The organism is Nocardia ninae NBRC 108245, from assembly GCF_007990755.1.
Classification (GTDB): Bacteria; Actinomycetota; Actinomycetes; order Mycobacteriales; family Mycobacteriaceae; genus Nocardia; species Nocardia ninae.
On the sequence record NZ_BJXA01000010.1, the window covers coordinates 135,307 to 153,374 of the forward strand.

The window sequence follows — 18,068 nt, forward strand, 5'->3', positions numbered from 1 at the left end:
GGCTCAGCCGATGGTGATGGCGTCGAGGCGGACGCGCAGGAACTCCGCCGAGACGACGGGCGGCAGGCCGCCGACCCGTCCGATCGGCGGCGTCAGCGGAGTGACGACAGCGTCGTGGTCGAGTTCGTAGAAGTAGATCAGGGACACCAGGTCCTCCTCGGGTGCTGAGGCCTGCGGCGGCAGCACCCGGTGCCGTCCGGACGGCCAGCGCTGACCGCTCCAATAGGCAAGCAGGTCACCGATGTTCACCGTCAGGGCGGCGGGGTCGTAGGGCGCGTCGGCCCAGCCTTCCGCCTCGGTGTACACCTGGAGCCCGCCCGCGCCCGGCTCTCGATCCAGCACAGTGACGGTGCCGAAGTCGGTGTGCGGGCCGATCCGGAACTGACCGGGCTCGGGGGCGCCGACCGCGGTCAACGGCGGGTAGTGGTTGATGTTGCAGGTCCAGGTCGGCCGGCCGGCCAGGTTCTGAAATGGGTTGGCGGGCAGGTGAAGTGCCGCCGCGAACAGGGCGAGCAGTTCGTCGGACAGCGTGCGTACGGCAGCGGTGTACGCGGTCACCAATTCGCGCAACTCGCGCACTTCGTCCGGCCACACATTGGGCAGGAACCAGACGTCGTCGACGGCTCGTTCGCCGGTCGCGGTGTCGGCGCCCACGGCGAAGGTCTCCTTCAGATCCGGTGGCGTCCGGGTGCCCTCGGCATAACCGTTGGCCTCCTTGCCCGGCCCGATCCAGCCCCGCCCGCCGACGGTGACGGCATACTTCTCCTTCACCGCCGCCGGCAGCGCGAAGAAGCGCCGCGCGGCGCCGCGCACGTCACCGGCCAGCCCCTCGGGCACGCCGTGGCCGTAGACCAGCAGAAACCCGGCACGCCGCAGGCCCTCGTCCACCTCGTGCTCGATCTCGGCCGCCGCCGGACCGCCGGCGCGCCATCGGGACAGGTCGATCGATGCGATCGCGTTCATGTCGTCTCACTTCTGCTGGAGTGCCGCGCAGCCGTGCGCCCGAGGCTCACTGTGCCTCGACTTCCGTTGCGACACCGATGTCTTCGTGCCAGAGGGCCGGATTGTCGACGATGAAGTCGGTCATCATCTGGACGCACCGCTCGTCCTCGAGCACGGTCACCGCGACGCCGTGCTCGGCCAGCCAGTCGTGGCCGCCGTGGAAGGTCTGGGATTCGCCGATGATGACCGCGCCGATGCCGAACTGGCGGACGAGTCCGCTGCAATACCAGCACGGCGACAGGGTGGTCACCATGATGGTCGAACCGTAGTCGCGGCGGCGGCCCGCGGCGCGGAAGGCGTCGGTCTCGGCATGCATGCTGGGGTCGCCGGACTGGACGCGGCGATTGTGGCCGCGGCCGAGCAGCGTGCCGTTGGCCGCGAACAGTGCCGCGCCGATCGGGATGCCACCCTCGGCGAGCCCGCGCTGCGCCTCGTCGTATGCCACCTCGAGCAGTTGTCGTGCCGGTGTCGCCTGCGTCATGGGTCCAGCCTCCAAGGGAAGGCCGCCGACCGCAACGTACAGATCGTCCGCACAGGTCGTCGCCACGGATGACAGGATGACCATATGTTGCCCACCGTGCGCGAATTGCTCGACGACCAGTTCGCTGCCGCTGAACCACTCGTTTTAGCGGGTCACAGCGCCCTCGGGCGGACGGTGCGCTGGGTGCATTCGAGCGAGATCTACGAGATCAGCCCGCTGCTGTCCGGGGGAGAGCTCCTGCTCACCACCGGGCTCGGTCTGTCCGGGGTGGATGCGGGAACGCGGCGGCACTACCTGGGCGAAATCGCCGGGCGTGCGGTAGCCGGGGTGGCCGTCGAACTCGGCCGGACCTTCGACGCCATTCCGCAGGACATGGTGGCGGAGGCGTCGCGCCACAGCCTGCCGTTGATCGCGCTGCGCGCCGTGGTGCCGTTCATCGATCTGTGCCGCACCGCGAATACCGAGATCGTGTCCCGGGAGGTGCGATCCTTGCGGCTGCTCAACGAGCTGGGGCGGGACCTGGTCGGCGAGTTGGCTGCGGGCAATGGTCTCGCGCAGCTGCTCGGGCGGATCGGGGAGGTCACCGGTTGCGCGCTGATCGTGACGAGCGGCAACGGTGCGCTGATTGCCGCGCACGGCGTCGATGACGACCGATCCGCCTGGGCGGCAGTTGAATCCGCGACGGCCACTGCTTCCATCCGGGCCAGGGAGAACACCTGGGGAACGCTCACCGCGGGACCCGGCTCGGCACTGGACGCTGCCACCCTCGCCACGGTGCTCGGGCAATCCGCGCCGAGCCTCGGCCTCGCGCTGGCGAATTCGGGCACCCCGACCGGGCGTCCGCAGCTGGCGGCCGCGACGTTGCTCGCGGATCTGCTGGACGGTAAGACGATTCGTCAAGCCGATCTGAAGGTACGAGCCGCGGCGGCGGGGGTGCCCGCGTTGGCCGGGCGCACGCTCGTTCCGGTTGCGGCCGACGCACCTGAAACCCGCATCGCTACGCGCCTGATCGACACCGCCGCAAAGGAACTCGGCAGGACTGGACTGGTGGCCGAGGTACATGCCACGAGCTACGGCGTGTTCGCCATGGACCAGGCGACGGCCGACCCGGTCGGCGAAGCGGTTCGGTTGCTCCGCAATGCCTTCACTACCAACGCCGTCGAGGGCGTGACGTTGGTGGTCGGTGATCCCTGCGAGTTCACCTCCGCCGCACTCACCGGTTCGTTGGAGGCCGCCCGGTCCGCGCTGCGTTTGGCGACCCGTCATCGGCGGGACTGGTTGGCGGGCAGCCCCATCTCCACCTGCCGCGAACTGGCCACCGAGCTCGTCGTCGAATCTCTCCCTGCGGCGGAACGAAGCCGCCTGATCGCCACCACGATCGCTCCGCTGATCGCTTGGGACACAACGCATCACAGCAACCTGACGCGCACCCTGGAGGTCTATCTGCGCCACGGCGGCAGCCCGACCCGCTGCGCCACCGCCCTGCACATCGGCCGCCAATCCCTCTACCAGCGCCTGGACCGCATCCGCGACCTCCTCGGCTACGACCCGGCCGCCCCCGCCCTCACCGGCACTCTTCTGCTCGCCCTCTGCGCCCACCGCCTCTCTTGATGCCCGCGGACAAACAGCGGGTCGCTCAGGCGGGAGTAGTGCGCCGCTGGGCCAGCAGGAAGTAGGCGGTGGCGGAGACAAGGAAGCCGACGAAGAAAGTGATGTCGCCCAGCTCGGGGACTCGGCGGACGAGGTAACCGGTGAATTTCGCCTGGTGCGAGAACAGCAGCACCGACAGCACCAAGCCGAACAGAAACGCCGCTACGCCAGGCCAATTCGTGAACGCGCGGTTGTAGAGCAGGTCATCGATCTTGCGTCCACGCCGCAGGTACTGATCGACGAACATCACGCCCAGCCACGGCCCGATCCAGTACGCGACGATCAGCAGAAACGCCTCATAGCTCGCAGCGGCATCGGGCAGCGCCCACCACGCGACGAGGAACCCGATGGCGCCGAAGCAGATCGAGACAACGGCCCGCTGCGTACGGACCGGCAGTTCGATGCCGATCGTCACGAATGCCATTGCGCCCGAATACACATTCAGCGCGTTCGCCGCGACGGCGCCGAGCGCGATGGCGAGCAGCGTCAGCTTCGCCAGCACGTCGGGCAGATTCGCGGTGAACACATCCGTCGGGCTGCCCTGCGCCGCACCGACGATGGTTGCCGACGCCGCCCCGAGCGTCGACAGCCACAGGCACGAGACGAACAACCCGGCCGCCGCGTATCCGCCGGTGGCGACCCGCGACACGGTCTTGGGTAGGTAGCGGGAGTAGTCCGCCGCATACGGATTCCAGCCGCCCGCATAACCGAACGCGGTACCGACCGTCAGCAGGAAACCGCCGATCCCGCCGACCCCACTCGACGGTGCGCCACCGCCGAGCTCGGCCTTGCTGAAGATCGCGATGGTCACCACGACGAACACCACCGCGAGGATCGGGAACACGAACCGCTCGAACGCGTGCACAAGGTTGTGCCCGAACACCGCGAATCCGGTCTGCGCCACCACGATCAGGATCAGCGCCGTGAGCTTCGGCATCCCGGTCAGCGTGCTCAACGCCCACGCACCGCTCACACTGTTGGTGGCGAACCAGCCGACCCCGCACATGATCGACATGAACGCCGCGGGCAGTGCGTTGCCGCGATACCCGAATGCCAAGCGTCCCAGCACCATCTGCGGCACGCCGTGCGCGGGACCGCGGCCGGACAGCACGAAATGCGCCGCCGCACCCAGCCCGACACCCACCGCGAGACCCAGCGTCGCCTGCCAGAAGTTCATGCCGAACGCGGTGACCGACAGCACGCCGATGAAGATGGTGGCGAACTCCAGGTTCGGCGACATCCAGGTCCAGAACAGCTGCCGCGGCTTGCCGTGCCGGGCGTCATCGGGGATGTACTCGTTGCCGCCCGGCTCCACCGCGATGACGCGGTCAGCGTACCCGGAGGCCAGCGGCGGGTCATCGGTCAAAGCCATGCCTGAACACTCGTCGGTGCGGGCCGGGTCGGCAACCGACGATCCGTACGTCAGTCGGCGCAGCGGGGTGGACAGTTCGCCCGTCCGGCTCAGCCGGTGACGGTGCCGACCTGATGGCGCCAATTCGGCGAGGGGGCGAAGAACTCACCGCTCCCCGTGCGGAACGCGTCGCGGGCGGCGGCATCTCCGCGCAGCTGCGCCATCAGCCATGCCGTCGGATAGCCGAGGTAGCCGTACGCCCCGTTCGTGCACGGATCCGACGCGGACGCACAGTCCGGCTGCCCCTGCACGTCGTTGTGATTCGGCCCATTCAGCGTGCCCCACACCTTCGGCAGGTTCGCCGGAGTCGCCTCGTAGTACGCCTGATTCGACTGCAACCCCTCGACCTGCCACGGCACCAGTTGATGTGACGGGGAGACGAGAGCGTCGGACGACCCGTTCACCAGGAACACCGAACCCGCTGTCAGCGAACGAGTGTCGGCACAGGTTTCCGACGTGGAGCAGAAGTGCTGCGCCGGAATTTCCATCGGCACCGCGGTCTTGATCGCCCCGCCCGAATCACGCAGGGCGTTCAGCACTCCGGAGGCACCCTGCGAATGTCCTATCGCGCCAACGGCAGTCGCATCCAGTTTCCCGAAGAACACACTCGCTGGATCATCGGCCTGCGCCAGCAGGTAATCCAACGACTTCCGAATATCGACCCCGGACCCCGTGTTCTGGTTCTCGGTGGCGATCACGACGAAGCCCCACGACGCCAGATGCCTGAGCAGATAGGCGTATTGGCTCGGCACCGCCTTGGTCCCGTTGCCCCACATGACAATCGGATGTCGGCCCTGACCCAGATCGGTCGGGTACCACACATCGAACTTCGCCCCGGTGGTGTCGCAGCAACCGAAGCCGATCCGCTCGGTCACCGCAGCGGGACCCGGCTGGAAGTACTTCGACTCGACTCCCTGCGTCGGCACATAGGGCGCCGGATCGGCGTGCGCTGCACCAGCCGCGGCGGGCACCCAGGCCAGGGCCACCGACGCCACCACCACGTGCACTGCCCGACTCCAGCGGTTCATGCGGCCGAGTATAGGAATGATCATGGTGCGCGGCCGACCCGGTTTCGGCCATTTCCCCCTGGTCGCCCGGCGCTTGCGCAGCCCGTTATCGGCGGTGACCGAGTCGATTGCCGTCACTTCGGACACAGGCCGTAGGCTCGAAAACTGTGCCGAACACGTCAGACCACACCGCCGACCAGGCGGTATCCGAGACCGCCTCGCCCAATGAGGGCGATCCGAACTACCTGGTCGGGCTCGATCTCGACGGCCGCCGCGTCGTCGTGGTCGGCGGCGGCACGGTGGCCCAGCGCAGGCTCGGCCTGCTGATCGCCTCCGGTGCGGACGTGCACGTGATCAGCCGCGAGGTCACCCCGGCGGTCGAGGGCATGGCGACCTCCGGGCAACTCACCGTCACGCTGCGGCCCTACGCCGACGGCGACCTGGACGGCGCCTGGTACGCGATCGCCTGCACCGACGAGCCCGCGACCAACGCCGCGGTCGTCGAGGAGGCCACTCGGCGGCGGATCTTCTGTGTGCGCGCCGACAACGCGCGCCTCGGCACCGCGGTCACCCCGGCGACCGCCCGCTACGACGGCATGACCCTCGGCGTGCTGGCCGGCGGCCAGCACCGGCGCTCGGCCGCGGTGCGCAACGCGCTGCTCGAGGCGCTGCAATCCGGTGTGGTGACCGATGATTCGACACCGATCACCCCCGGCGTCGCGCTGGTCGGCGGCGGGCCGGGCGATCCGGACCTGATCACGGTGCGCGGGCGCCGGCTGCTCGGCCGCGCGAACCTGGTGGTCGCCGACCGGCTGGCTCCGCCGGAACTGCTGGCCGAACTCGGCCCCGACGTCGAGGTGATCGACGCGGCCAAGATCCCCTACGGCCGCGCGATGGCCCAGGACGCGATCAATGCCGCGCTGATCGAGGGCGCCAAGGCGGGCAAGTTCGTGGTCCGGCTCAAGGGTGGCGACCCGTATGTTTTCGGTCGCGGCTTCGAGGAGCTGGAGGCCTGCGTCGACGCGGGCATCCCGGTGACCGTCGTCCCCGGCATCACCAGCCCGATCTCGGTCCCCGCGGCCGCCGGTATCCCGGTGACGCATCGCGGGGTCACCCACGAATTCGTGGTGGTCAGCGGCCATGTCGCCCCGGACCACCCGGACTCGCTGGTCGACTGGCCTGCCCTGGCCCGGCTGCGCGGCACCATCGTGCTGATGATGGCCGTCGAACGCATCGAGCAGTTCGCGACGGTGCTCATCGCGGGCGGCCGTCCCGAGACCACCCCGGCGACCGTCATCCAGGAGGGCACGATGCGCAATCAGCGCGTGCTGCGCGCGGACCTCGGCACCGTCGCCGCACGGGTGCGCGAGGAGGGCATCCGCCCGCCCGCGATCGTGGTGATCGGCCCCACGGCGGGATTTTCGGCGGACGACGCGACCGGAAGCCGATAGACCATCAATTACAGTGGCTCACTGTGCTCCAGAATCCCGCTGCGAAAACGCAGTATCCGATGACGCAGCGGGCCTTCGGACTCGCCATTCTCGTGCTGAGCGGGCTGCAGCTCATGGTGGTGCTCGACGGCACCGTGGTGATCTTCGCCCTGCCCCGGCTGCAGGAGGAGATGGGCCTGTCCAGCGCGGGCAGCGCGTGGACGGTCACCTCCTACGGCCTCACCTTCGCCGGGCTGATGCTGCTCGGCGGCCGGCTCGGCGACGCGTTCGGGCGCAAACGGATGCTGATCATCGGCGTCGGGCTGTTCACCTTCGCCTCGCTGCTGTGCGGATTGGCGCAGAACGAGGGCATGCTGCTGGCCGCCCGGGCGATCCAGGGCGCGGGCGCGGCGATCGCGGCGCCGACCGCATTTGCCCTGGTGGCAACGACTTTCGCGCCGGGCAAGGCGCGTAACCAGGCGATCGCGATCGTCGGCTCGATGGTCGGCATCGGCTCGGTGGGCGGCCTGGTCGTCGGCGGTGCGCTGACCCAGGTGTCGTGGCGCTGGATCTTCCTGATCAACGTGCCGATCGGTGCGCTCATCATTCTCGGCGCGGTGTACAAGCTCGCCGACACCGCCCATCACCGGTCGCCGCTGGACGTGCGCGGCGCGGTGCTCGGCACGCTCGCCTGCGCCGCCATCGTGTTCGGCGCGACCGAGGGGCCCGAAATGGGCTGGGACCACCCGGCCATCATCGGTGCGCTGATCGGCGGCGCGGTGCTGCTCGTGGTGTTCGTGCTCATGGAGCGTCGGATCGCCGACCCGCTGCTGCCGTGGTCGCTGTTCGACAGTCGCGATCGGGTGGCGACCTTCCTGCTGATCTTCCTGGCCGGTGGCGTCCTCGGCGCGATGACCTTCTTCGTCGCGCAATTCCTGCAGAACGTGATCGGTTACAGCCCGCTGCAAGCCGGTGTCGCGGCCATCCCGTTCACCATCGGCATCGGCATCGGCGGCGCGCTGGCCTCCAAGGCCGCGATGTTCGTCGCGCCACGCTGGCTGCTGGCCGGGGCGGCGACGGTGCTCGGGATCGGCCTGCTGTTCGGCGCGACGCTCGACGGCGACGTGCAATACCTGACCACCCTGCTGCCGCTGCTGATCGTGATCGGCTTCGGCGTCGGCATGGCGATGGTGCTCGCGCCGCTGTGTGTGCTGGTCGGAGTGTCCGCCGAGAACATCGGGCCGCTGTCCGCGGTCGGGCAGATGTTCATGAACCTGGCGACGCCGGTGGCGATCGGGCTGCTCAGCCCGATCGCGGCCTCGCGCACGCTGTCGCTGGGCGGCCGCACCGGCAAGGTGACCGACATGAACGCGACCGAGGTCGCCGCGCTGGGCAGCGGCTACACGCTGGTGCTTTTCGTGTGCGCGATCGTCGCGTTCGTGGCCGGGCTCATCGCGCTGACGCTGCGGTTCACGCCGCAGCAGCTCGCGCAGGCGCAGCATGCGCAGGAAGAGGCCCAGCAGGCGTGAGCCTGCCGGGCCGCGGCGGTCAGAGGCGGCCTGCGACCTTGCGCGGCGTCACGCGGACGATCACGCGCGGGCCGTCGTTGACCGAGGCGGGATTGAAGTCCAGGTACTTCTGACCGGTGTACTTCAGTGACAGCTCGTCCGGCAGCGTCTTGTCCGGGTCCGGGGTGAGCCTCGCCGTGCCGCGCACCTCCGCGTAGGTGTACGGATTCTCCGGCGGGTTGATCATCACGGTGACCCGCGGATCGCGTGCCAGGTTCTTGCCCTGCTGGCGATCGGTGGTGGTGGAGAACAGCAGGTCGTCGCCGTCGCGCTTCAGCCAGATGACGGTCAGGTGCGGTTGCCCGTTGGGCCCGACCGTCGCCACGGTCGCGAACACCTTCGACTCGTCCAGATGCTTCTTCAGATCTTCGGAAAGCTCAGCCGTATCGGTCACGCACAGCTGAAACGCTCGGTGCGCCACAGACATTCCGGCCCGGCGGAATCCGGGACCCGGCAGCGCGGGCCCCGGCCGTCGTCGTCAGGAAGTGTGCTGGTCGGCGACGGTCAGCGCACGGTCGAGGATGGCCAAACCCTCCTTGGCCTCGGCCTCGCCCACAATGCACGGCGGCACCACGTGCAGCCGGTTGAAATTGACGAACATCAGCAGTCCGGCGGCCCGGCACGCGGCGACGACCTCGGTCATCGCCGGACTGGTTCCGCCGTAGGGCGCGAGCGGCTCGCGGGTGGCCCGGTCACGGACGAGTTCCAGCGCCCAGAACACCCCGGTGCCGCGCACCTCGCCGATGCTCGGGTGGTGCTCGGCGAGCTCACGCAGGCCGGGGCCGAGCACCCGGTCGCCGATCTCGGCGGCGTTCTCGATGAGGTGTTCGTCGGCCATCGCGTTGATCGTGGCGACCGCGGCGGCGGTGGCCAGCGGATGACCCGAGTAGGTGAGCCCGCCGGGATACGGCCGGTCGTCGAAGGTCGCGGCGACGGCCGGACTGATCGCCACCCCGCCGAGCGGTACGTACCCGGAGTTCACGCCTTTGGCGAAGGTCAGCAGGTCGGGGACGACGCCCTCGAAATGCTCTATGGCGAACCACTTTCCAGTGCGGCCGAACCCCGACATCACCTCGTCGGCGATGAAGAGAATGCCGTACTTGTCGCACAGTGCCCGGACCCCGGCCATATATCCGGGCGGCGGAATCATGATTCCCGCTGTGCCGGGGATGGATTCGAGCACGATGGCGGCGATGGTGCTCGGGCCCTCGAACACGATGGTCTGTTCGAGATGCGCCAGCGCGCGCTCGGCTTCCTCGGCTTCGTTCGTGGCGTGGAACTGCGTGCGATACAGGAACGGGCCGAAAAAGTGCACCACCCCGCTGTTTCCGTGATCGTTGGGCCAGCGCCGCGGGTCACCGGTCAGGTTGATCGCGGTCTCGGTGCCGCCGTGGTACGAGCGGTAGCGCGTCAGCACCTTGTAGCGGCCGGTGTGCAGCCTGGCCATCCGCACCGCGTGCTCGACGGCCTCGGCGCCGCCATTGGTGAAGAAGATCTTGTTCAGCTCGCCGGGGGTCCGCTCGGCGATCAGCCTGGCCGCCTCCGAGCGCGCGTCGTTGACGTGCGGCGGTGCGACGGTGCACAGTTTGGCCGCCTGCTCCTGCACCGCCGCAACGACTTTCGGGTGTTGATGGCCGATATTGGTGTTCACCATCTGGGAAGAGAAGTCGAGCAGCCGGTTACCCTCGCCGTCCCAGACATAGCAGCCCTGGGCGGCACTGATCGTCATCGGGTCGAGGTGCGCCTGGGCGGACCAGGAGTGGAAGACGTGGCGGCGATCGAGCTCGTACGCGCGTTCGGCCGCCGCACGGGCGGTCTCCGGTGTCAGGCCGTTCGGGAGGGTCATCGGCGAGTTCTCCTGCGTCGCTGGTGTTGTCGGCAAGGGGGTAGGCGGCTACTTGTTCTCGGGGCTGTATCTACTTGTTCTCGGGGAACCCGAGATTCAGCCCGCCGTGGCTCGGGTCGAGCCAGCGCGTGGTGACCGCCTTGCCGCGGGTGAAGAAGTGCACGCCGTCGGCGCCGTGCGCGTGCGAGTCGCCGAACAGCGAGTTCTTCCAGCCGCCGAAGCTGTAGTAGGACATGGGAACCGGGATCGGCACGTTGATGCCGACCATGCCGACCTCCACCTCGTTGTGGAAGCGGCGGGCCGCGCCGCCGTCGTTGGTGAAGATGGCGGTGCCGTTGCCGTAGGGGTTGGCGTTGATCAGCGCGAGCGCGTCGTCGTAGGTGTCCACCCGCACCACCGAGAGGACGGGACCGAAGATCTCGTCGGTGTAGACGCTCATGTCGGTGCCGACGTGATCGAGAATCGTCGGGCCGAGCCAGAACCCGTCCGATTCGCCGTCGGCGTCGATCCCGCGGCCGTCGAGAACGACGGTGGCACCGGCGGATTCGCCGGCCGCGATGTACTCGGCGACCCGATCGCGGTGCGCGCGGGTGACCAGCGGGCCCATGTCGGCGTCGCGGGTGCCGTCGCCGGTCTTGATGGTGGTGGCCCGCTCGGTGATCTTGCCGACCAACTCGTCGCCCGCGCCGGCGACCGCGACGACCACGCTGATCGCCATGCATCGCTCACCGGCGGAACCGAATCCGGCGTTCACCGCGGCGTCGGCGGCCAGGTCCAGATCGGCGTCCGGCAGCACCACCATGTGGTTCTTCGCGCCGCCCAGCGCCTGCACCCGCTTGCCCGCCGCCGTGCCGCGCTGGTAGACGTACTGCGCGATCGGGGTGGAGCCGACGAACGACACCGCCTTGATGGCGGGGTTGTCCAGCAGCTCGTCGACCGCGACCTTGTCGCCCTGCACCACATTGAAAACGCCTGCGGGCAAGCCCGCTTCGTCCCACAGCCGGGCCAGCCACAGCGACGCCGACGGGTCCTTCTCGCTCGGCTTGAGCACCACGGTGTTGCCCGCGGCGATGGCCAGCGGGAAGAACCACATCGGCACCATCGCCGGGAAGTTGAACGGCGAGATGACGGCCACCGGACCCAGCGGCTGCCGGATGGAGAAGATGTCCACCTTCGTGGACGCGTTCTCGGTGTAGCCACCCTTCAGCAGATGCGGGACGCCACAAGCGAATTCGACGACCTCCAGGCCGCGGCTCACCTCGCCCATGGCGTCGGCGAGCACCTTGCCGTGCTCGGCGGTGATCAGTTGCGCCAGCTCTTCCTTGCGCTCGTTCAACAGCTCGCGGAACCGGAACAGGATCTGGGTGCGCCGGGCCAGCGAGGTGTCCCGCCAGGCCGGGAAGGCGTCCGCCGCGGCGTCGATCGCCGCGCGGGTGTCCGCGACATTCGCGAGCGCGACCTGTCCGGTCACCACCCCGGTCGCCGGATTGGTCACCGGCGCGGTCGCCTCGCTGGTGCCTGCGAAAGCCTTGCCGTCGAGCCAGTGCGCGATTGTCTGCATTTCTCCTCGATTCGATCCGTGAGCGTCGCGGTGCGTCGGCGGGTGGACGCCTCCTGGGTACTACTCTGCGGCATCAACGATCCTCGGTGCCCCGACGATCTGTACGTGATTTCCGATTTCGTATTACGATTCGTCGGTGCTTCCCTCCGTGGCCGATGTGCTGGCGATGCCGGCCGTGCGCGCCGGGGATCCCCAGGTCGTGGCCGGTGGATCGCTGGACCGGCCGGTGCGCTGGGTGCACGTGAGCGACGTGGCCGACGTGGCGCAGCTGCTCGTCGGCGGCGAACTGATCCTCACCACCGGGCAGGCCATGCGCCACGGCGACATCGCGACGGTCGGCTACCTGACCGCGCTGGCCGCCGCCGGGGTCGCGGGACTGGTCATCGAGCTGGGCGGCTACGTGCCCGAACTCGCGCCGGTCGTCGCCGCGACCGCCGACGCGCTGGGCCTGCCGTTGATCGTGCTGCACAAGGTCACCCGGTTCGTCGAGATCACCGAGGCGGTGCACCGGGTCATCGTGGCCGAGCAGTACGCCGAGCTCGAGTTCGCGCGCACCGTGCACGAGACCTTCACCGACCTCAGCGTGCGCCGCGCCTCGCTGGCCGAGATCGTGAAAACCGCTGCGGAGATGCTCGATTCGTCGGTGGTGCTGGAGGACCTGGCGCATCGGGTGCTCACCCTCACCGCCAGGCACGCGTCCACCTCGACGCTGCTGGACAACTGGGAGACCACCTCGCGGCTGCTGCCCGACGGCTGGGACGCGGTGGCCGTCGGCCCGCACACCGAGCGCTGGGGACGGCTGATCCTGCCGTCCGGCGACGTGCCGACCGCCCGCGCCAGGATGGTGCTGGAGCGGGCCGCGCAGACGCTCACCCTGCACCGGATGATCGAGAAGGACCGCTTCGGCCTGCACCGTCAGGCACAAACCGGCCTCATCGACGACATGGCCAACGGCCGGGTGCTCGACGAGCGGGACGCGATAGCCCGGGCCGCAGCGCTGGGCCTGGCCCGGCGCGCGGCCTATGTGCCGCTGGCCATCGATATCGCCGCCGTCGCGGAGACCGACCCGGTGGCCAGGCAACGCCGTGCCGCAGGCATCCTGGACGCGGTCACCCACGGTCTCGGGTTGGCGAAGCTGACCGCGCTCGCCGCCGCCGACCAGGGCGATCGGGTCGGCATGATTCTGGCGCTGCCGCGCACCGGCGCGCTCGACGACAGCCTCACGGCTGCCTGCACCGCGATCATCGGCGAGGTGCGCCGGGTCGACGGCGTCGAGCGGGTGGTCATCGGCGTCGGCGCGGAATCGGATTCGCTGCTCGATACCGCGCACGAGCTGCCGCACGCCGCCCACGTCGCGGAAGTGGCACTGTCGCTGGAGACTTCGCGGCCGTTCTACCGCAGCGGCGATGTGCGGCTGCGCGGCCTGCTCTCGCTGATCCGCAACGAACCCGGCGTCCAGCGTTTCGCCGAAACGGAGCTGAGTGCGTTGCTGCGCTACGACATTCGGCACACCGCCGACCTGACCCGCACGCTGCGTCAGTTCCTCGATCTCGCGGGCAACAAGACCGAGCTCGCGCGCAGGCTCAATATCAGCAGGCCCACCCTGTACGACCGGCTGGCCCGGATCGAGCGGATCCTCGCCGTCGATCTCGAGGACGGGGAGTCGCGCACGTCGCTGCATGCCGCGCTGCTCATCCGCGACCTCACCGCCAACATCGACGTGCCATGAGCACTGCGCGTGACATCGCTCACGCTCCGCCGCCGTAATCGGCATGCGGCGGGAACATCGCAGGTCGAGGCGGTGTTCCAGGCGCTATGACCACCCTTGGATTGATCGGCAGCGGGAACATCGGTAGCACGGTCGCGCGGCTCGCGATCGCCGCGGGGTTGGACGTGGTACTCAGCAACTCGCGTGGTCCGCAGACCCTGGCCGAGCTCGTCGCGGAACTCGGCCCGCGGGCGCGGGCGGCGACCGCCGAAGAGGCGGGCGCGGCGGGGGACATCGTGGTGGTGGCCGTGCCACTGCGCAATTACCAGCAGATACCGGTGGCGCCGTTGGCGGGCAAGGTCGTGATCGACGCCAATAATTACTACCCGGACCGGGATGGCACCTTCGCCGAGCTGGCGGACGGGGCCATGACGACGAGCGAGCTGCTGCAGAAGCAGCTGCCGACCTCGAAGGTCGTCAAGGCGTTCAACAACATCTACTTCCTGCACCTCGCTTCGCTGGCTCGCCCCGTCGGCTCGCCGGATCGCACGGCCTTGCCGATCGCGGGCGACGACGCGGACGCGAAAGCCGCTGCGGCCCAACTGCTCGACGTGCTCGGGTACGACACGGTCGATGCCGGCTCGCTGAGTGAGAGCTGGCGCTTCCAGCCGAATACCCCGGTTTACACCGACGCGTACGCGACGGGAGTTCCGTTCTGGGAGAAGGCCGCCGCGCCCGCCGATGCCGCGAAGATTCGCGCGCTGCTGGCCGCCGCCCAGCATTGACGTCAGGTAACTGAACCTATTACCTCGAACCCGGGAGTGCATCGCGCTCCCGGGTTCGGTATGTCGGTCTCCTGCTGATCGATGTCATGTCTTCTTTTGGATATGTTGCGCCGCATGGGAACTCGTTTCCGTGAAGTAAGTGATCGCTCAATTACCTCGGTGGCTTCTGCTATGCCGATTGCACACTCCACGGGGCCGCAGCGGCGGTGAACTTACGTAACTGACACTTTGCAAGTTGTCATCCCCCCAGAAAGGGGGTTAAACGCTAATTATCAAGTGTGCCAATAGAATTGACTTCCAAACCGGACCGGTCCTGTTATTCTTGGCTCGTCCGATCATCGGACAATTCAGCAACCGCTCGGCGTCAGCCCACCCAGCGGTTGGCACCGGGCGCAGGATTCCCGAGGGGAGGTTTGGTCATGAAAATTCGTCGCACTTCGAAGGTTGTTGCTCTGACTGCTGTTCACCTCTGAGTTCGCAGCAGAGTAAGGATGGGGCGGCCCGAACGGGGCGCCCCACCCGACCCTTTAATTCCTGGCACGAAAGGTCGACGGCGCGGTGACTCGAACAATCCCGGGCAAGCCCCAGCTCTTGGCAGAGGTGTCGGACACCTCTGCCAACACTCTCGAATTGCGCAGCGGGGAGGTGACATTCGAGGTCGAGCCGGAAGACGACATCACCGCCGCGCAGCTCGGCGCGGTATTGCGCTCGACCGACGGCACCGCTTCGCTGTCGGAGATCTCGGCGAAGACCGGCGTCGCGCCGGACAAGCTCACGACGATCCTGCTACCCGCGCAGATCGCGGGCCTGCTCGCCGACCGCTCGACACCCGAGGCCGAATCGCCGATGGCGGTGCTCAGCAGTGTCGAGCACGTGGTGAACAAGCTGCTCGAAGAACTGATCTTCGACGGCCCGTTCTGGCGCGCCATACTCGATCGCCCGGAGCAGGTCGAACCGAATGTGTATTACGGATTCGGCCTGGAGAACTGGTATTTCCTCTCGCGGGAAAGCGAATTCGACTCCGCGATCCTGTCCTATCCGAGCAGTGACGCGATCCGCACCATGGCCAACGACTTCTATCACGAGGAGCACCGCCACGACGACATCGTGGTGCGCGCCTTCGAGGGCTTGGGGATCAGTCGCCAGGACCTGGTGTCCGCCCGGCCGTTGTCCACCACCTCGGCCCTGATCAAACTGCTGTCCTGGTGGGCGCGCACCGATCCGCTGTTCTTCATCGCCACCATCGGCATCCTCGAGGGACGCCTGGAGAAGGCCGAAAGCGAAGGGGCGTACTACGACTCGTTCCTGCGCGCCGCGGCCGCCGCGGGCATCGCCACGCACTTCGTGGAACCGCTGCGCCAGCACGCGAAGGTGAACGCCGGCCACGATCACGGCAGCGTGAGCCGCGAGTTCTTCGCGGCGCTGCCGCCGCTTCCGGTCGGCACCGAAGCCCGCCTGGTCGGCAAGGCGCACTTGTTCGTCGAGGCCTATGCCGAGTTCTTCAACGGAATTCTCGAATATTACGGCGATCCCGATCGGCCACTGGTGCGCACGATCGGCTCGTCACCCGTCACTACCACCGCAGGAGTCGAAAATGGCCGGTCATGAAATGCTGCGGCGGCCGACCTTGCGCCGCGAGGTCGAGCGGACCGAGACCGCCGATGGCATCCGCCTGTCCTACCTGGACGACAAGCATTGGATCGAGCTCGAATATCTGGAAGGTCGCGCCGACGAATCGCGAAAGTTCTTCCTGGCCTTGGCATCCGGTGCCCGGTCGGCCGACGATCTGGCCGGCGAATTCCCCGGCAGCAGGGAAGAGTTCGACGCGGTGCTCGAAGCGCTCGACGAACAGGGCATGCTGGCCGACTCCGACGTGGTCGATCCGTCCACCGGAACCACCGGTGTCGGCGCTTACGCGCATCTGAAGCGGGCGGCCGATGCGGCGCGGGCGACCATCAACAGCCCGTTCAGCGATGCGCTCGTTTCCGGGAAGCTGTCCAGGGAGCAGATCATCGGTTATGCCATCGAATACTGGCATGTCACGCATTTGTGCCCGCGTGCCCTCGCCCCGCTGCTGGCGCGCGACGATATCAACATCGAGGTCTGGCAGCAGTTCATGGCCTTCTATCAAGCCGAACGCAACCACGACCGCATGCTGGAACGGTCATTGAAAGCGGTGGGCATCACCCGCGACCAGTTGCTGCGGATGCAGCCGCTGCCCGCGACCATGGCCATCATGGCGACCATGGGCGTGCACGCCTACCAGTTCCCGCTCGGCATCATCAGCACGCTGTTCCCGATGGAAGAGCCGGAACCGGACTTCCTCGAACTGTTCCTCGAACGCTGCCGGGAACACGATCTGTCGGAGGAATTCTCCAAGCCGATCGCCGCGCACTCCGGCGTGAACGAGGACGAGGAGCACGAGGCCGTCACCCTCGATCTGCTCGCCGAATTCTCCTTCGTCGGCAACGAGGAACTCAACGAATGCGCCAAGGCGGTCGTCGACATCATCGAGCTGCGCGCCCGGCTGGATAGCCAGATCATGACCTGGTACGCCGACGGCGGGCTGCGAATTTTCACCGACACGTATCCAGTGGCGACGGGAAGGGCGATGACGTGCTCGCCGCTAGCCGCCTTGCACTGATCGCACTGGCGGCTATCTGGGGTTCCAACTTCCTGTTGGTCGATGTGGCGTTGGGTGGCTCCAACCCGGCACAGATCGTGGCGGCACGACTGTGGCTGGGTGGGGCCATCCTGCTCGGGGTGTGTGTGGCGATGCGGCGGCACCTGCCGCGCGGCTGGAGTATCTGGGCGCGGCTGCTGCTGATGGGGATTCTGGGGCAGGCCCTGCCCTGGATGCTGTTCGCCTGGGGTCAGCAGAACGTGTCGGTGAGCATGGCGGGCATCTACAACAGCGTGACACCCTTGGCGTCACTGCCGGTGGTCTGGCTCCTGTTGCGGCAGAAGGGAAGTCGCGGTGAGGTGGTCGCCTCGGTGCTCGGCTTCGGTGGGATCATCGTGCTGATGGCGCCGTGGGGCGAGGAGTCGCGCTCGTCGTTGAGCGGGCAGCTCGCGTGCCTGGGCGGTGCCGTCTGCTACGCCATCGCCTATGCGTACGCGAAGCATCTGATCAGTACGCTCGGCTATTCGAAGGTCGCGCTCGCGGCGAGTCAGGCGATCGTCGCCGGTGTGCTGATGCTGGTGGTCACCGCGCCGCAGCTGCTCGAACCGATGGATCCCGGTGCGGCGGTGCTGGGTTCACTGATCGCCATGGGTGTCGGGACGGCGGTGGCGTTTCTGCTCAACTACTGGCTGATCGGCGCGGTGGGGCCGTTGCAGGCCGGGCTCGCCTTCTATCTGATGCCGCTGGTGGCGGTGGCGCTCGGTATCGGGGTGCGCGGCGATGTGCTCTACCTGCACCAGATCCTCGGCGCCGCAGTGGTATTCGGTGCGCTGGCGTTGCAGTACGCCATCGATCGACGGGAGTCGCTCGACGTGCCGGTACCCGAAATGGCGCCGGACAACGTGGTCGAGCTCGCGAAACGCAGGCCGGCCGGGTGAGCAGCAAGCGCCGGACATTGGGGAACCCGGGAGCGTAGCCTGCTCCCGGGTTCCATTC

General features: G+C 68.0%; 15 protein-coding genes. 8 read left to right on the forward strand and 7 right to left on the reverse strand.

What is annotated here, in order from left to right; translation table 11 throughout:
• Window positions 1–3: 3 nt before the first annotated feature.
• The gene (locus NN4_RS10640; protein ID WP_147129755.1) at window positions 4–963 is read right to left on the reverse strand and encodes an isopenicillin N synthase family dioxygenase; all 960 of its coding nucleotides are present in this window, start codon (window positions 961–963) and stop codon (window positions 4–6) included.
• Between the two features lie 46 nt (window positions 964–1,009).
• Window positions 1,010–1,483, reverse strand: coding sequence for a nucleoside deaminase (locus NN4_RS10645; protein WP_147129756.1), 474 nt, complete (start codon window positions 1,481–1,483; stop codon window positions 1,010–1,012).
• An 84-nt stretch (window positions 1,484–1,567) separates the two neighbouring features.
• Here NN4_RS10645 and NN4_RS10650 point away from each other — a divergent pair, with 84 nt between their 5' ends.
• Window positions 1,568–3,094, forward strand: a complete 1,527-nt coding sequence (locus tag NN4_RS10650; protein ID WP_147129757.1) for a PucR family transcriptional regulator — start codon at window positions 1,568–1,570, stop codon at window positions 3,092–3,094.
• Window positions 3,095–3,119: 25 nt separating this feature from the next.
• Here the strand turns inward: NN4_RS10650 and NN4_RS10655 are convergent, their stop codons facing one another.
• Together NN4_RS10655 and NN4_RS10660 are read right to left on the reverse strand one after the other, a co-directional pair.
• On the reverse strand, window positions 3,120–4,505 hold the full coding sequence (locus NN4_RS10655; RefSeq protein WP_147129758.1) for a purine-cytosine permease family protein: 1,386 nt from the start codon (window positions 4,503–4,505) through the stop codon (window positions 3,120–3,122).
• Window positions 4,506–4,594: 89 nt separating this feature from the next.
• Window positions 4,595–5,572 (reverse strand): poly(ethylene terephthalate) hydrolase family protein, encoded by a 978-nt coding sequence (locus NN4_RS10660; protein WP_186818353.1) that lies wholly within the window; start codon window positions 5,570–5,572, stop codon window positions 4,595–4,597.
• A 224-nt stretch (window positions 5,573–5,796) separates the two neighbouring features.
• On the opposite strand from NN4_RS10660, the gene cobA reads away from it, so the two are divergent.
• Together cobA and NN4_RS10670 are read left to right on the forward strand one after the other, a co-directional pair.
• Complete coding sequence (gene cobA / locus NN4_RS10665) at window positions 5,797–7,002, forward strand: uroporphyrinogen-III C-methyltransferase (RefSeq protein WP_147129789.1); 1,206 nt, start codon at window positions 5,797–5,799, stop codon at window positions 7,000–7,002.
• A gap of 59 nt (window positions 7,003–7,061) precedes the next feature.
• Window positions 7,062–8,510 carry an MFS transporter gene (locus tag NN4_RS10670; protein WP_135237455.1) on the forward strand — a complete coding sequence of 483 codons (1,449 nt, stop codon included), beginning with the start codon at window positions 7,062–7,064 and terminating at the stop codon, window positions 8,508–8,510.
• A gap of 19 nt (window positions 8,511–8,529) precedes the next feature.
• On the opposite strand, the gene NN4_RS10675 is transcribed toward NN4_RS10670, so the two are convergent.
• From NN4_RS10675 to NN4_RS10685, 3 genes are all read right to left on the reverse strand, one after another.
• Window positions 8,530–8,943: a PPOX class F420-dependent oxidoreductase gene (locus tag NN4_RS10675; RefSeq protein WP_147129760.1), complete on the reverse strand. Its 414-nt coding sequence runs from the start codon at window positions 8,941–8,943 to the stop codon at window positions 8,530–8,532.
• Window positions 8,944–9,027: 84 nt separating this feature from the next.
• Window positions 9,028–10,395 carry an aspartate aminotransferase family protein gene (locus NN4_RS10680; protein WP_147129761.1) on the reverse strand — a complete coding sequence of 456 codons (1,368 nt, stop codon included), beginning with the start codon at window positions 10,393–10,395 and terminating at the stop codon, window positions 9,028–9,030.
• Between the two features lie 70 nt (window positions 10,396–10,465).
• Entirely contained in the window at window positions 10,466–11,956 is a 1,491-nt protein-coding gene (locus NN4_RS10685) for a CoA-acylating methylmalonate-semialdehyde dehydrogenase (protein WP_147129762.1), read from the reverse strand.
• Between the two features lie 136 nt (window positions 11,957–12,092).
• Between NN4_RS10685 and NN4_RS10690 the strand changes: the two genes are divergently transcribed.
• From NN4_RS10690 to NN4_RS10710, 5 genes are all read left to right on the forward strand, one after another.
• The gene (locus NN4_RS10690; protein WP_147129763.1) at window positions 12,093–13,685 is read left to right on the forward strand and encodes a PucR family transcriptional regulator; all 1,593 of its coding nucleotides are present in this window, start codon (window positions 12,093–12,095) and stop codon (window positions 13,683–13,685) included.
• A gap of 86 nt (window positions 13,686–13,771) precedes the next feature.
• Window positions 13,772–14,449 (forward strand): NADPH-dependent F420 reductase, encoded by a 678-nt coding sequence (locus NN4_RS10695; RefSeq protein WP_147129764.1) that lies wholly within the window; start codon window positions 13,772–13,774, stop codon window positions 14,447–14,449.
• 558 nt (window positions 14,450–15,007) lie between these two features.
• Window positions 15,008–16,057, forward strand: a complete 1,050-nt coding sequence (locus NN4_RS10700) for a thiaminase II/PqqC family protein (RefSeq protein WP_147129765.1) — start codon at window positions 15,008–15,010, stop codon at window positions 16,055–16,057.
• Window positions 16,044–17,093: an iron-containing redox enzyme family protein gene (locus tag NN4_RS10705; protein WP_186818355.1), complete on the forward strand. Its 1,050-nt coding sequence runs from the start codon at window positions 16,044–16,046 to the stop codon at window positions 17,091–17,093. The genes NN4_RS10700 and NN4_RS10705 overlap by 14 nt, the downstream gene beginning before the upstream one ends.
• Window positions 17,066–18,010 (forward strand): DMT family transporter, encoded by a 945-nt coding sequence (locus NN4_RS10710; protein WP_147129767.1) that lies wholly within the window; start codon window positions 17,066–17,068, stop codon window positions 18,008–18,010. Before NN4_RS10705 ends, NN4_RS10710 begins: the two co-directional genes overlap by 28 nt.
• The last annotated feature ends 58 nt before the right edge of the window (window positions 18,011–18,068 follow it).